This window comes from Polynucleobacter sp. MWH-UH35A (assembly GCF_018687075.1).
Taxonomy (GTDB): Bacteria; Pseudomonadota; Gammaproteobacteria; order Burkholderiales; family Burkholderiaceae; genus Polynucleobacter.
In genome coordinates this window covers 1438789-1453727 of sequence record NZ_CP061285.1, presented here as the reverse complement: position 1 = coordinate 1453727, position 14939 = coordinate 1438789, and the positions used below count along the sequence as shown (strand labels likewise).

Below are 14939 nucleotides of genomic sequence, written 5' to 3'. Positions count from 1 at the left end.
TTTATGCGCTTTCGTTCGGCAGGTTACACCCCTCTCATGCTCATGGCACAAACCTGTGCCTTATTGGGCTTTGCCTGCTACGCAGTAGTATTGACTGCCTTGCAGGATGATTGGCATCTCAGTAATTTGCAGTCGGGTTTGATTGCCAGCGCATTCTTCTTTGGCTACATGCTTGCCGTTCCCCTGGCTACAGCATTAACCGATCGGGTAGATGCCCGTAAAGTTTATTTGGTAGGTGGCCTCACCGCTTCTTGTGGTCTTTTGGGTATGGGTTTATTGGCCCATAACTTTTGGACGGCACTCATATTTATGGCGCTCAATGGTGCTGGCCTCGCTGGTACTTATATGCCTGGCCTCAAAATTTTGTCCGATCGTATTCAGTCTGGTGAGTTAACTAGGCATATCGCCTTCTATACTGCCTTCTTCGGTATCGGTACCGGATTTTCGTATCTATGCTCAGGATGGATTTTGAGTGCATTCGGCTGGCGGTATGTATTTGGTTTGATTGCCCTTGGCCCATTCAGCGCATTCCTCATTGTTCTGTTATTGATTCCAGCATTGCAACATGAGAAATGGCGGGGGCCAGTGCATATTCGTCTCCACGACATTTTTCCAGTGGATAAGTGGAAACTAGTTTTACAGGACAAAAACGCTTCAGGATTTATCTTTGGGTACACTGCGCATACCCTTGAGCTTTTTGCTTCTAGAAGCTGGATTGTGGCCTTCTTTGCTTTTTGTGCTATTGCTTCTGGTGAAAACTTTTTTTTAACAGCGACGACTTTGGCTGGAGTGATTAATTTCTTTGGTGTGCCTGCATCCATATTGGGAAATGAAATTGCCTTAAAGGTTGGGCGTCAAAAGTGGGTGTGCATTGTGATGCTGACTAGCGCTGTCTTGGGTGTTGCATTTGCTTGTTCAACAGGTCAATCTTGGTGGTTGATTGTTGCATTGGCTATTGGACATGCCATTTTCATTATGGCGGATTCTTCAACGCTCACTGCTGGCTTGGTAATTAGTGCGCAAGAGAATATCAAGGGTGCGGCGATGGGTTTGCACTCTTTAATGGGATTTGGTGGCGGCTTATTAGGTCCTGCGATATTTGGTTTTGTGCTGGATATTTCTGGTTCCCGTTCTTCCCAAGCAGCTTGGGTATGGGCTTATGTCGCTGTCGTCATGTGGGGTGTGCTGTTTGTGTTGTATGAGCGTCGCAGAGGTTGGGGTAGTGCGGTGCGAGTATGAGTAATCAGATGAGTCAGCAAATAAGTCCTTCGACAAACGAAAAGAATTTATTAGTTTGTTATCACTGCGCAAGCCAAATTCTTCGGGGCGAATTAATCGAGGCGGAATTAGGAGGGGAGCGCAGATCATTTTGTTGTCCAGGTTGTATGGCAATTGCACAAACGATTCATGGCGAAGGCTTAGAGGTGTTTTATGCTAGAAGATCACAATCTGGTGAGAAGCCGGCAGCTTATCTTGCAAGCAATGAAATTCCAGAAAAACTCAAGCCTTATGATGATCCGTCATTACGTGGTCGCTTTACTCGACCATCTGGAGACGCAGATAGTTTAGAGACCACTCTTCGTTTGGAAAAAATTCGTTGTGCTGCTTGCGTTTGGTTATGTGAGCAACATTTACGCCGTAACGCGGGCGTTCAAGATGTACAAATCAACTACGTTACTCAAAAAGTCATGGTGCGTTTTTCGCCAGTCAAAACGAGTCTAGCAAGATTGCTGTTTGAGGTTGAGCGTATTGGTTACGAAGCTTGGCCATTTGAGCCTTCCCAATCCTTAGATAGGGCAAAAAAGGAAAGACGTAGCTTACTTCTACGACTTGGCGTAGCGATGCTGGGGATGATGCAGGTCATGATGTATGCATGGCCTACTTATGTGGGCGCTGATATCACCCCTGAATTCGAAATTCTTCTTGGATGGACGAGTTGGATCTTGACTGTGCCGGTTATGGTGTATTCAGCTGGGCCAATATTTCAGGCTGCATGGCGGAGTATTCAATCATTTAAGCAAACGCACATGTTGGGTATGGATGTGCCAATTGCTTTAGCACTCGCTTTGGCTTTTACTGCTGGAACCATCAATTTAATCAGGGGTTCCGGGCAGAGCTATTTTGATTCCATCACCATGTTTGTCGCATTTATTTTGGCGGCAAGATATGTAGAGTTGTTAGCAAGACAAGATGCACAAGGGGGAGCCGAAGCCTTAGCAAAACAATTGCCTGCAACTTGTGAGCGTGCATTGAATTACCCAGCATCACAAGAGATAGAAATTGTTCCAGTTGTTAATTGCAATCCTGGTGAAGTATTGCGAGTATCCCCTGGCGAAGTGGTTCCTGCAGATGGCGTCTTAATTGATAACGCAAGCGCTTTAGACGAGTCTTTACTAACTGGGGAGTCTAAGCCCGTTGAGAAAAAAATTGGGGACCGTGTATACGCAGGAACGCATAACATTCTGAATCCATTATTCATGAGAATTGAAGCCGTTGGGCAATCCACTCGCATTGCAGGCATTGCTTCATTATTGGATCAAGCCTTGCTTGCTAAGCCAGTAATGGTGAGTTTGGCGGAAAAGTGGACTGCTTATTTTGTTGCTTTTTTATTATTTAGTGCATTTGTTTCATCGGCAATTTGGATGGTCTTTGATCCAAGTCGTGCTTGGACTGTTTTGGTTTCAGTTTTGGTCGCTAGTTGTCCTTGTGCTTTATCTCTTGCCGTACCTACGGCGATGGCAGCAGCACAAGGTGCTGTCACTAAGTTGGGTTTACTGATCGTACGTGGTCATGTCATGGAGGGTTTGGTGAAGGCGACGGATCTGGTGCTTGATAAGACGGGTACATTAACGATGGGTCAACCTGAGTTGCAAGAAATTATTAATTTACGCGTAGGCTATCGCCGTGAAGACGCATTGGCTTTAGCGACATCTTTGGAGCAAGGTCAGAGACACCCTTTGGCACTTTCTTTAATGCGCGCTGCAGAGGTGGAAAACTTATTACTGCCTAAATTGCCTGAACCGGTAATAAATCAGCTGGGTAAAGGTTTAATGTCAGGCCCGTATCGCTTAGGAAGTGCGTCATGGTTGGGTATAGAGCAGGGTGCCCATATAGGGCAATATGGCCAAGTGCATTTAATGGATGCGGAAGGATTGATTGCTAGCTTTGTTTTCTTGGATACTCCGAGACCAGGGCTTGAGCAATTTTTAAAAGTAGTGAAGTCTCGAAATATTGCTGTGCATTTGGTTTCAGGTGATGATCCTGTGACGGTTTCTTGGTGGGCCAATCATGTTGGCATTGATTACCATCAAGGCGGGTGCACACCTGAAGATAAATATAACTACATTGAGCGTTTGCAAAATGATGGCCGTTTTTTATGGGCTATTGGTGATGGTGTGAACGATGCCCCATTACTTGCGCGTGCTGATGTTTCTATTGCAGTTGGTGCGGGCGCACCGTTAGCAGCTGCAGGGGCTGATGCCATTTTGACGTCCGTTTCACTGGAGCCTCTGGCTAAAACTTTACGTTTGGCAGATAAGACTCAAATTATTATTAAAGAAAATTTATGGTGGGCTCTGGCCTACAACGTCATAGCCATTCCTGCTGCAATGATGGGCTTGGTGAATCCTTGGATTGCTGGAATTGGGATGTCACTTTCTTCGCTTGCAGTCACTTTGAATGCCTGGCGCCTGCGAAAAGCTTAGACTATAGGGATGGAAAGCCTCTTTCTTCTTATTCCCATTTCTTTGCTTTTAATTGGTCTTTTGGTCTGGATCTTGAATTGGTCTATTAAAAGCGGCCAATTTGATGATTTGGACGGCCCTGGCGAGGCTATTCTGATGGATGACGATACTCCAGAAGCGAAATAAGTTAGTAACTGCTATCTAAAATATTCATATAAATCAATAGTTTAAGATTTATCCGAATTCTATTTTTGCTTGGCCTGAATTTGCCCCATCCTTTTTGATATAGATCAAACCCTCTCTATAGCCTTACTTTGATAATCAGAGCAGTCTATTTGGATTATGTCGCTGTTTGGTCACAAAAAAGGAGAAACCATGGGACTTACCGTGGGGAGTAATCAAGATACCTTCAATTACAAGGTTGTCAGCCAATTTGCCATTGTTACTGTGCTCTGGGGAATTGTTGGCATGCTCGTGGGGGTTATCCTCGCAGCCCAGCTTATCTGGCCTGAAATCACTTTTAACATTCCTTGGTTGAGCTATGGTCGTTTACGCCCACTGCACACCAATGCAGTGATTTTTGCCTTCGGTGGATCGGCGTTGTTTGCAACGTCTTATTACATCGTGCAGCGCACAAGTCAGGCGCGTTTGTTTTGTGACAAATTAGCGGCTTTTACCTTTTGGGGTTGGCAGGCGGTTATTGTTTTAGCTGCCGTGACATTGCCATTGGGCATCTCAACATCAAAAGAGTACGCAGAACTTGAGTGGCCTATTGATATTTTGATCACCTTAGTTTGGGTGGCCTATGCAGTAGTGTTCTTCGGCACCATCATGAAACGCAAAACGAAGCATATTTATGTTTCTAATTGGTTCTTCGGTGCTTACATTTTGACTATTGCTATTCTGCACATTTTTAACAACTTAGAAATGCCTGCAACATTGTGGAAGTCATATTCTGCTTATGCTGGCGTACAAGATGCGATGGTTCAGTGGTGGTATGGCCATAACGCAGTCGGCTTCTTCTTGACCACTAGCTTCTTGGGCATGATGTACTACTTCATTCCAAAGCAAGCTGAGCGCCCAATTTACTCATATCGTTTGTCCATCGTTCACTTCTGGGCTTTGAACTTTACGTACATGTGGGCAGGTCCTCATCATTTGCAACATACTTCTTTGCCTGACTGGACTCAGTCTCTTGGCACAGTATTCTCTTTGATCTTGCTAGCGCCATCTTGGGGTGGCATGATTAACGGCATCATGACATTGTCTGGTGCTTGGTACAAACTCCGTCGTGATCCAATCTTGAAGTTCTTGGTGGTGGCGTTGTCCTTCTACGGTATGTCTACCTTCGAAGGCTCCATGATGTCTATTAAGACAGTGAACAGCTTGTCTCATTACACAGACTGGACTATTGGTCACGTTCACTCCGGTGCTTTGGGTTGGGTTGCCATGATTACGATTGGTTCCCTCTACTATTTGATCCCACGTTTGGTTGGTCAAAAAGAAATGTATAGCACCAAGTGGATTGAGTTGCATTTCTGGATTGCTACTATCGGCGTGGTTTTATACATTGCCGCTATGTGGATCGCTGGGGTTATGCAGGGTCTGATGTGGAGAGCATTCGAGCCAGATGGTACTTTGACATATAGCTTTGTTGAGTCTGTAAAAGCTACCTATCCTTTCTACGTCATTCGTTTGATGGGTGGCTTGTGCTACCTAAGCGGCATGTTCTTGATGGCGTTCAACGTCTTCAAAACCGTGCAAGGCAAAACTTTTGTAAACGCGCCTATTCCTATGGCCGTTGCTGAACACTAAAAGGAGAAGAAAATGTCTAGCGAAAATAAATTCTTTTCCCACGGAACGCTTGAGAAAAACGTTGGTTGGTTAATTATTGCCACAATCATTGTTGTGTCGATAGCGGGTTTGGTGCAAATCGTGCCACTCTTCTTTCAGCACACTACTACTGAGCCCAGTCCAGGAGTTGCTCCATATACCGCTTTGAGACTAGCTGGTCGTGATATTTATCAGCGCGAAGGATGTGTTGGCTGTCATTCGCAGCAGATTCGTACTTTGCGTTCAGAAGTAGAGCGTTACGGCCCTTATTCATTGGCTGGTGAGTCTGTATTTGATCATCCGTTCTTATGGGGCAGTAAGCGTACTGGTCCAGACTTGGCTCGTGTAGGCGCTCGTTACTCTGATGATTGGCATCGTATCCACTTGCGCAATCCACGCGATGTGGTTCCTGAGTCCAATATGCCTGGATACCCTTGGTTGCAGAAGAATGCTGCTGACGCTTCTTCAATACAGTCTCATATGATTGCGATGACTCGTTTGGGTGTACCTTATACCGAGGAAATGATTGCAAATGCACCTAAAGAGTTAGAAGGCAAGACTGAAGAGGATGCATTAATTGCCTATCTTCAGGGTCTTGGTGTAAATCGTAGATACATCGTTGTTGATGAAGTGGTGGCCAAGTAAAGGCTGGGATTTTAATTAAAACGATATAAATCAAATGGAACAGATCACGCCTTACCTCTCAGCTTTTTCTACAGTAATTGGCCTTATCTTTTTTGTAGGAATTGTTTGGTGGGCATGGTCTCCTGGTAGAAAGCAAGCAAATCAGGAATCAGCAGAACTTCCATTTGATCTTCCAGATGAATTTAGTAAGGACAAATCATGAGTGACTTTTTTAGTGGCGGTTGGAGTGTATATATCGCTTTAGTGGCATTAGTCGGAATTTTTTGGTGTATCTGGCTTTTGTTTTCACAAAGAAAAGCTAAGGTTGTTCATACTGCCGATGGCGCAGTTGCTGACACTGGCCACGTCTGGGACGGTGATTTGCGCGAACTGAATAATCCATTGCCACGCTGGTGGATGTGGATGTTCTTGCTTTCATGTGTATTTGGATTGGTTTATTTGGTCCTGTTCCCAGGTCTTGGTTCTTTCCCTGGTGTATTGGGTTACAGCACTGATGGATCCCTCATGAAGTCGATGACGACTGCTAATGATGAATTAAAGCCAGTTTATGCAAAATATGTCAGCATGGACATTCAGCAGGTTGCTGCAGATCCGAAAGCGCGTGAGATGGGCCAGCGTTTGTTCTTGAACTCTTGCGCTCAATGTCATGGCTCTGATGCTGGTGGTGCAAAAGGCTTTCCAAACTTAACTGATGGTGATTGGCTCTACGGTGGTTCACCAGAAAACATCAAAACTACAATTACCAACGGTCGTGGCGGTGTAATGCCTCCATTCCCACAGCTCGATAGCAAACAAATTGTGGATGTGGCGAACTATGTTCGTAGCCTTTCTGGATTGCCAGCAGATGATATTAAAGTGGCGCGTGGTGCTGAAGTATTCAAAGCAAATTGCGCAGCCTGTCACGGTGCTGATGGTAAGGGCAACATTGCATTAGGCGCACCTAATCTTACTGATAAGACCTGGTTATATGGTGGCTCAGAAGCGACCATTGTTGAGACTGTAACTAAAGGCCGTATGGCAATGATGCCTGCTCAGGACAAAGTATTGAGCCCTGAGAAAATTCAATTGCTAACAGCCTATGTGTGGGGTTTATCTAACAATAAGCAACCAGCAGCAGCTAAGTAAGTAGGGTATTCAGTGGCAGATCTTCCGCCGGGTGGCAAACCTGTTCCGATAGAGATAATTGAAGAATCTCTTTACGAAGTCCGGCGTAAGATTTATCCGCGCTCAGTAACGGGATTATTTGCTCGTTGGCGCTTTATTCTTGTTTTTGCAACCCAGCTTCTATTTTATGGTTTGCCATGGGTTAGCTGGAATGGTCGTCAGGCTGTTCTCTTTGATTTAATTCAGCGTAAGTTTTACATCTTCGGCATTGTTTTGTGGCCGCAGGACGTGATTTATCTCACGCTCCTCTTAATTCTTTCTGCTTTAGCACTCTTTCTATTTACTGCGATTGCTGGGCGACTTTTCTGCGGATATGCCTGCCCTCAAACGGTTTATACCGAAATCTTTATGTGGATCGAGCGCAAGGTTGAGGGTGACCGTTTTGCGCGTATTCGTTTAGATGGCGAGGAGTGGCCCTGGGGCTTTAGAAAATGGCGCCTCAAGATTACTAAGCATTTCCTCTGGTTGCTAGTCGCATTTTGGACGGGCTTTACCTTCATTGGCTACTTCACCCCAATCACCACTCTGGGTTCTGCATTAATTCATTTATCTTTAGGCCCTTGGCAGACTTTCTGGTTGTGTTTTTATGCCTTTGCAACTTGGGGTAACGCAGGCTTTATGCGTGAGCAAGTTTGTAAATATATGTGCCCATACGCACGCTTCCAAAGCGTGATGGTAGATAAAGATACCTTCTTAGTTACTTATGACAAAGTGCGTGGTGAGCCTAGGGGTAGCCGTAGTAAATCTGCTGATCATAATTCTTTGGGGTTGGGCGATTGTGTTGACTGCAGTATTTGCGTGCAGGTTTGCCCAACCGGAATTGATATTCGTGATGGCTTGCAATATATGTGTATTGGTTGTGGCGCCTGTATTGACGCCTGCGATCAGGTGATGGAAAAAGTGAATTACCCTAAAGGATTGATTCGCTATACAACCGAGAGAGCAATCGAGGATCGGGAATCCAATCAAAGCGCCATTCGTCACATCTTACGGCCACGCGTATTAATCTACACAGCTTTTATTACTGTGCTTACTGGCGCCTTCTTGGTATCGTTGGCCACCCGCAACCCATTAAGGGTGGACGTGATGCGTGATCGTGGTGCCCTAGCACGTGAGGTTGATGGCGTGCGCATTGAAAATATTTACCGCATTCAGATCATGAATGCCTCTGAAAATAATATGAACGTACAAGTAAAAGCTCTTGGTTTAGATGGGCTTAAAGTGCTGAATTCGCAGGGTCAGGTTGTGACTGAGATTGAGGTGGGGCCAGCCAGCAATTTATTGATGCCAATTAAAGTAAGTACCGATATTGGCGTAAATGATCCTGGTAATTACCCGATTCGTTTTGATGTTGTCGCTCACGAAATGTCTGGAAATGAGATGATTACCAGAACGCGTGATGAGAAATCGACTTTTATTATTCCCCGTTAAGCCTAGAGCAATGGAGAGGATGTATATGACAGAACAGCAAATTACTAAGCCTTGGTTTAAGCAACTTTGGCCATGGTTATTGATCAGCGGTCCTGCGGTTGCGATGATTGGTTGCATCATCACTATTTATTTAGCAATCAATATGCATGCTGATAAGCCGTTGCGTGATGGCGTGGTGAAGCAGGGTTTAAAAGTTGAGCAGATTAAAGATACGCAGGTTCAAAAATGAAGTACCGCTTGCTGATCTGGATTTTATGGCCTTCTTTTTTGGTGGCTGGCATGGCTGAAGGCTTGTTGTTTACGGTGATTCATCCGCAAGACCTTTTATTTTTTGGCTACCACCCTGAAATTTCTGATGAGGGTATCTACACCATTGGATTCTTTGTGATTTGGACTTTCTGTGCAGTATCCAGTGCTCTGACTGCCTACATTCTTCCGGGTATTGAATCCCCAGATAACAAAGAAATAGATCGCGGCTTAATTTAAACCGGTTTGATGGGAATCTCTGGACTGATACAGTCGTGACGATCTGGGTTTGGGATGCCGGCAAGTTCGTATAGGCCATTCATATCAATGAGTTTGATATGACGTTGTTTAATCTGAATGAGGCCGGATTCTGCAAAGCGTGAAAGCATGCGACTAACAGTCTCAATCTGAATGCCGAGGTAACTGCCGATATCATTGCGGCTCATGCGCAAATCAAATTCATGATTCAGATAGCCTCGTGCTGCCAAGCGTTGAGACAGGCTTAATAAAAATGCAGCCAATCTTTCTTCCGCACGCATTGTGCCAAGAGAAAGCAGGTGACGTTGATCTTGAGTCAGTTCGCGACTCATGATTTTGTGGAACTGATTTTGTAGAACGGGAATTTGGCGGGCTAAATCTTCAAAAGCTTCGTAGCGAATAATGCAAACTTCACTCTCTTCTAATGCAATCGCATCTGATTGGTATTGACCTTCACCAATGCCATCAAGGCCTAAGATTTCCCCTGGTAGATGAAAGCCAATGACTTGTTGCCGACCATCTTGCAGGCAGAATTCAGTTTTGAGAGTGCCAAAGCGGACGCTATAGACGGAGCTGAGAGGGTCACCGTGGCGATAGAGGCTTTCACCCTTTTGTAGGTGAACGCGTTCTTTAACTAGGGTATCAATTTTTGTAACTTCGCTACTACTTAATCCAACGGGAAGGCAAAACTGACCCAGCACGCATACTGAGCATTTGCTAGTTGGGGTATCGGTGGGCTTGTAATTCATATTTGGATGTATCTATATGAGGAGTTTATTCTATTAATATGGAAATTATCGATTTCACCTATTTTTTGCCTATTTCATGCTAACAAGCAGCCTTCTTATCGCTGTATTCTTGGGCGCCCTTGTGAGTGGCTGGCACTGTGCCCTTATGTGTGGCGGTATTGCTGCAGCTATCGAGCGCCCCATTGCTTTGGAGGCCCCTTTAAGGTCTAAATCCGAGCTTTTTTACCTCCAGTCGATTATGCATTTGGGGCGTATAACGACCTATGTCTTATTGGGCACCTTGGCTGCCGCTATTGGCGTGGTTGTCTGGCAGCAAAATCTGATTCCGATCCAGCGCCCACTCTTTGCGCTGACCTCTATGATTTTGATATGGATGGGAATTCGTCTTTTGAGGGTAGGCTCATCCGAGGGCTTGCTTGGAGGAAGGTGGATTAGCTCCAAAATTGCTGCTTACTGGGCAAAATACTTGGGGCGTATGGCCAGCGGCCCTTCGCGTTGGTTTAGCGGCATGCTCTGGGGCTTGGTTCCCTGTGGATTGGTTTATAGCGTACTGCCGCTCGCATTTTTATCGGGTGACGTAGTTACTGGGGCAGCATTGATGTTGGCATTTGGTTTAGGCACTTTGCCTAATCTATTGTTAATCTCTAAGTTTTCTGCGGCACTCACTCAATTTGGCCAATATCGTTGGGTACGTTATTTTGCCGCATCGCTTCTGTTGATTGCAGGTGGCTTTGGTTTATATCGAGCCTGGGTTTTGCCAGAAGCCTTATTAAAAGGTGGCTTCTGCATTTCTTAATGCTATCTCTAGGTTGCGGCTGCTTCAATTCCAGAATTCAGATCGGGATAGAAAGAGTCTGGTGGTAGCGAAGTAATAAAGTCGCTGCGCTCTGCCATCTCCAGTGGTTGATGAGCTAAACCGCAAATGATCAGGCGAATATTTCTAATTTTGCATAAGTGCGCGAGTTCCATGATCGTATCCATGCCTGACGTATCGATGTAGATTACATTTTTTAAATCCAGCAAGAGTGTTTGTGAAGGTAGATTCGTTTCAATCTTTTCTAAGAGCTTTACTGCTCCAAAAAAGATAGCGCCATGAATGCGATAAGCATCTATTCTTCCTTGCTGATTACTCAGTCCTGGAAAGTCGCTGGCTAGAGCAGTCTCACAGCGCGAGAGGCTAGAGATCCGGTAGATGAAGGTTATAAAAGCTAACAACAAACCCACCTGAACTGCGATGGTGAGATCCAAGACAACCGTCAGAATAAAGACGCTCAGAATGGTGATGCGGTAAGGCAAACGGAACTGCTTGAGATCAATAAATTTCTGCCACTCCCCCATATTCCAGGCGACATACATCAAGATCGCCGCCAGACTTGCTAAAGGAATATTTTTCGCAAGAGGTGCTGCAAACAACACAATGATTAGTAAAGTTGCGGCGTGCACAATGCCAGAGATGGGGGTGGAAGCACCACTTTCAACATTGGTAACTGTGCGAGCAATCGTGCCGGTTGCTGGCATCCCGCCAAAAAATGGAATGGTGAAATTGGCAATGCCTTGAGCCATGAGTTCTTGATTGGATTCATGGCGATCATGGTTGAGACCATCAGCAATGCGGGCGCAGAGTAAGGATTCAATTGCCCCTAACAAGGCAAGCGTTAAAGCTGGCGCCACCATAAATTGCGCATTGCCCCAGCTGATCGGTAGCCATTCAAAAGCGGGAAGCCCCGATGGGATGCCGCCAAATCGACTGCCAATAGTGTCTACGGGCAAGTTAAGAAGGCTGGTAATTATCGTTGCCACTACCATTGCCACTACAGTGCCGGGTAAGTGTGATAACCAACCTAAGCGATTCTGAAATATTTTCCAAAAAATTAATAATGCAAGGCTACCGCAGGCAATGCCAATGGCTACGGGATTAAAAGTATCTGCAGCCATGTAGAGTGTGTAAATTTGCTGAAAAAATTGAGCAGGCATTTTTTCTATCTGCAAACCAAAAAAGTCTTTAATTTGGGATAAGCCAATCAGAAAAGCAATGCCGTTGGTAAAACCAATAATGACGGCGATTGGAATGAAGCGGACGAGTGTTCCAAGTCGAAATACGCCCATCAAAAATAAAAATACTCCCGACATGGCAGTTGCTAGCAATAAATTCGGAATGCCATAGCGCTCTACAATGCCGTAAACAATCACAATAAAGGCGCCAGCTGGCCCTCCAATTTGAACGCGACTGCCGCCAAGCAAGGAAATAAGCCCGCCAGCAATAATGGCGGTGAAGATACCTGCCTCTGGTTTTAATCCGCTGGCAATTGCAAAAGCCATGGCTAGAGGGAGTGCAACAACCCCAACTGTTATTCCAGCGAGAACATCCTTTGTAAAAAGGATGCGGTTATATCCAGAAAATGATTCTAGTAGCCGAGGGTGAAAAAACATGGTTGTGATTTCTTCGTCATTTAAGTCGTGCGTAATTATGAGATGTGGTTGCCAACCCAATAGGCAAATCCTGCACATAAAGCTGTCACAAAGCTACCCCATGCAATATCAATGAAAGCCAATTGCGCTGGAAAGTTTCTGACCACGGCAAGATTGGTTAGGTCATAAGTCATATAGCAAAATAGACCAAACAGTGCTCCATATTGCAGTGCATATATCCAGGACTGTTTTGATAGCGCTGGGCCAATAACAAAAATGCAGACGCCCAGCGAATATAAGAGGTAGAAGGCGAGCCCAGCAAGTAGCTTGGGTTCAGTTGCCATGAGGTCGCCCATTTCGTTACGGTAGAGGTTTTTTGCAAGACCTAAGAGCCATGCCAAATCGATTGCAATGAGGGCGACTAAAAATGAGAGGTAGATAGCCAAATTCTTTAGCAATTAAGTTACCTTTATTCTTTTATAGACTAATAATAAGTATTATGATGGAAAGAGAAGATTAGAAGTTCAATTTAAGAGGAGTCAATATGTTTAAGCATTTATTGGTGCCGGTAGACGGCTCAGATATCAGCAAAAAATCCTTGAAAAAAGTGGCTGCATTAGCCAAGGCGGATGGCGCTGCAGTGACGCTGGTCTATGTTTCTGATCCATTGCCACCAATGGTCTATTCAGATAGCACAATGGGCTATGGGATCTCTCAAAAAGAGCATGCCAAGGTATGTGAGGCTTATGCTAAGGATGTCTTTAAGAAAGCTGCGACTGCACTTGGTGCTGCCGTAAAAGCAAAAAGCTTGCATATTTCTAATAGCAATCTTTCCGAGGGTATCTTGGATGGTGCGAAAAAGGCCAAAGCCGACGTTATCGTCATGGCGTCGCATAAGCGCACAGGCCTTAAAGGCATTTTGTTGGGCAGCGAAACGCATGAAGTGATCATCCATTCCACTTTGCCGGTATTGGTTCTGGGCTAGATTACCCACAAGTGCACAAAAGGGTCCAAGCGGACCCTTTTTTATTGCTTAGTTATGCTTTATGGGGCTGCCGAGCAAGAGAATTTCTCTAGTGAGTTGTCCACTTTCGTTGTCGCGCATAGACCATAAATCTAGTTGTGTCTTGGAGCCATACGGGTCAACATAAACTCCATTTTTCCTTAATTCAAAATGAAGGTGTGGTCCGGTTGATCTTCCGGTTGATCCTACATAGCCAATCTCCAAACCGCGCCTTACCTCATTACCCAATTCGAGTTCAACGTTGTAATTACTTAAGTGAGCGTAGTAGGTATGGTAGTTGCCAGGATGCTCCAAAATTATTAAGTTGCCAAATGCGCCACTGTATCCAATATGCGCCACTCTGCCATTAGCAACACTAAATACTGGAGTGCCTATAGGTGCGGAGTAATCGATGCCCATATGAGCGCGATAACGTTGCTTGCTTGCTGCTGCTGGTGCAGTCGTTGGAGTTGTGCCCTTAACTGCTGGCGCCACAGTCTTGCTGCGCTTCCCAGGGGAGGCCCTTACCATGCCGACGCCTCTCGAAATACGTCGATAGCTTAATGGGTTAGTCCAGAAGGAGCGCTCAAGGGATTCCCCGGATCCCGTAAAGAATCCTCCGGGAATATCGCCACGCTCCATCCAAAAAGCGTTCGCATAAACCTCTTTAGTGGTCGGATCAATAATCTCTGCAGCCCAAATTTGGGCCCATTTTTCTCGATCACCGAAATCCACAATCAAACGTACAACACTGTTTGTATTTTCGAGTGAATTATTTTCTTCTGGATAAATTTGTTTGATCAGGGAATTTAATTCCCAAACGAGTTCGACTGGTAACTGATCGCTCACTTTGCGTGGATCATATAAAACATCTCTTAAGGGGATGCGTATTTCAGTGAGGCGCTTCGATTCATTTTTAAGGTAATCCTGCTGTATTAGAAATCCACCAACCGCTGATGGTGTGAAAGTCCACACTTCGGTTTTACTATCTTGAATGGGGCCATTCATAATGCTTAAAGAATCAAAGCGATTTCGACTGCCAAAAGCAACAGCGTAGGGAATGCATTCGCCGCGCATATGATCAAAAAATGTTTTTGTCTGGTTCTTAAAAAATTCGCTGAACTGACGGTTATTGATGCCCACGCTTGCGGGAAGATTGTCCTCATTAAAATTGCGTCGTAGGCAACCTTGGCTTACGCGGTAGTCTAAGTTGGCATCGCTATCGAGCATGAGCTCATCTGGAGCTTTGCGCTGGAAGAGGGATGGATTGAGACTCATGCTGCTGGTCTTTAAGCCCGCACCTGCCGATTTATCCTTGAAGCCAACCTGCTTGGAAGGTTGAACAACAACCTTCTGGCGGGTTTGATTTGTATTTTGAGTTTGAGCTGCATAAGCTAAGCCCGGGGTCGAGCAAAGCAAGGCACAGCCAGACAAAATAGTTACTCCCTTGGTAATTAGGGAGCGAATAGATACTTTTTTATTCACCCCTCAATTATCTAATAATGTGGGGGCGAAGCT

16 protein-coding genes are annotated in these 14939 nt (G+C 45.2%); 12 read left to right on the top strand and 4 right to left on the bottom strand.

Annotated elements, in window-relative coordinates:
• Nucleotides 1-3: 3 nt before the first annotated feature.
• The 10 genes from ICV36_RS07545 to ICV36_RS07500 all read left to right on the top strand — a co-directional run bounded on the left by ICV36_RS07545 (nucleotide 4) and on the right by ICV36_RS07500 (nucleotide 9242).
• Entirely contained in the window at nucleotides 4-1239 is a 1236-nt protein-coding gene (locus ICV36_RS07545; protein WP_215400099.1) for an MFS transporter, read from the top strand.
• Nucleotides 1236-3704, top strand: a complete 2469-nt coding sequence (locus ICV36_RS07540; RefSeq protein ID WP_371743197.1) for a heavy metal translocating P-type ATPase — start codon at nucleotides 1236-1238, stop codon at nucleotides 3702-3704. Before ICV36_RS07545 ends, ICV36_RS07540 begins: the two co-directional genes overlap by 4 nt.
• Before the next feature lie 9 nt (nucleotides 3705-3713).
• The gene (gene ccoS / locus ICV36_RS07535; RefSeq protein WP_215400098.1) at nucleotides 3714-3869 is read left to right on the top strand and encodes a cbb3-type cytochrome oxidase assembly protein CcoS; all 156 of its coding nucleotides are present in this window, start codon (nucleotides 3714-3716) and stop codon (nucleotides 3867-3869) included.
• A gap of 189 nt (nucleotides 3870-4058) precedes the next feature.
• A complete protein-coding gene (gene ccoN, locus ICV36_RS07530; protein WP_215400097.1) occupies nucleotides 4059-5498 on the top strand; it encodes a cytochrome-c oxidase, cbb3-type subunit I in 1440 nt (479 codons plus the stop codon).
• Between the two features lie 12 nt (nucleotides 5499-5510).
• Nucleotides 5511-6161, top strand: a complete 651-nt coding sequence (ccoO, locus tag ICV36_RS07525) for a cytochrome-c oxidase, cbb3-type subunit II (protein WP_215400096.1) — start codon at nucleotides 5511-5513, stop codon at nucleotides 6159-6161.
• Nucleotides 6162-6195: 34 nt separating this feature from the next.
• Complete coding sequence (locus ICV36_RS07520; protein WP_215400095.1) at nucleotides 6196-6363, top strand: cbb3-type cytochrome c oxidase subunit 3; 168 nt, start codon at nucleotides 6196-6198, stop codon at nucleotides 6361-6363.
• Nucleotides 6360-7286 carry a cytochrome-c oxidase, cbb3-type subunit III gene (gene ccoP / locus ICV36_RS07515; protein ID WP_215400094.1) on the top strand — a complete coding sequence of 309 codons (927 nt, stop codon included), beginning with the start codon at nucleotides 6360-6362 and terminating at the stop codon, nucleotides 7284-7286. The genes ICV36_RS07520 and ccoP overlap by 4 nt, the downstream gene beginning before the upstream one ends.
• A gap of 12 nt (nucleotides 7287-7298) precedes the next feature.
• A complete protein-coding gene (gene ccoG, locus ICV36_RS07510; RefSeq protein WP_215400093.1) occupies nucleotides 7299-8756 on the top strand; it encodes a cytochrome c oxidase accessory protein CcoG in 1458 nt (485 codons plus the stop codon).
• Between the two features lie 25 nt (nucleotides 8757-8781).
• On the top strand, nucleotides 8782-8985 hold the full coding sequence (locus ICV36_RS07505; RefSeq protein ID WP_215400092.1) for a FixH family protein: 204 nt from the start codon (nucleotides 8782-8784) through the stop codon (nucleotides 8983-8985).
• The gene (locus tag ICV36_RS07500; RefSeq protein ID WP_215400091.1) at nucleotides 8982-9242 is read left to right on the top strand and encodes a hypothetical protein; all 261 of its coding nucleotides are present in this window, start codon (nucleotides 8982-8984) and stop codon (nucleotides 9240-9242) included. Before ICV36_RS07505 ends, ICV36_RS07500 begins: the two co-directional genes overlap by 4 nt.
• Here the strand turns inward: ICV36_RS07500 and fnr are convergent.
• The gene (fnr, locus tag ICV36_RS07495) at nucleotides 9239-10009 is read right to left on the bottom strand and encodes a fumarate/nitrate reduction transcriptional regulator Fnr (protein ID WP_215400090.1); all 771 of its coding nucleotides are present in this window, start codon (nucleotides 10007-10009) and stop codon (nucleotides 9239-9241) included. The genes ICV36_RS07500 and fnr overlap by 4 nt on opposite strands.
• Before the next feature lie 76 nt (nucleotides 10010-10085).
• On the opposite strand from fnr, the gene ICV36_RS07490 reads away from it, so the two are divergent.
• Nucleotides 10086-10805: a sulfite exporter TauE/SafE family protein gene (locus ICV36_RS07490; RefSeq protein WP_215400089.1), complete on the top strand. Its 720-nt coding sequence runs from the start codon at nucleotides 10086-10088 to the stop codon at nucleotides 10803-10805.
• Between the two features lie 8 nt (nucleotides 10806-10813).
• Here the strand turns inward: ICV36_RS07490 and ICV36_RS07485 are convergent, their stop codons facing one another.
• The gene (locus ICV36_RS07485) at nucleotides 10814-12439 is read right to left on the bottom strand and encodes a SulP family inorganic anion transporter (RefSeq protein ID WP_215400088.1); all 1626 of its coding nucleotides are present in this window, start codon (nucleotides 12437-12439) and stop codon (nucleotides 10814-10816) included.
• Nucleotides 12440-12474: 35 nt separating this feature from the next.
• A complete protein-coding gene (locus ICV36_RS07480) occupies nucleotides 12475-12876 on the bottom strand; it encodes a DUF2177 family protein (protein WP_215400087.1) in 402 nt (133 codons plus the stop codon).
• 86 nt (nucleotides 12877-12962) lie between these two features.
• Between ICV36_RS07480 and ICV36_RS07475 the strand changes: the two genes are divergently transcribed.
• A complete protein-coding gene (locus ICV36_RS07475; protein ID WP_215400086.1) occupies nucleotides 12963-13403 on the top strand; it encodes a universal stress protein in 441 nt (146 codons plus the stop codon).
• A 48-nt stretch (nucleotides 13404-13451) separates the two neighbouring features.
• Here ICV36_RS07475 and ICV36_RS07470 read toward each other — a convergent pair whose 3' ends face one another.
• On the bottom strand, nucleotides 13452-14906 hold the full coding sequence (locus tag ICV36_RS07470; RefSeq protein ID WP_251374954.1) for a M23 family metallopeptidase: 1455 nt from the start codon (nucleotides 14904-14906) through the stop codon (nucleotides 13452-13454).
• Nucleotides 14907-14939: the final 33 nt, after the last annotated feature.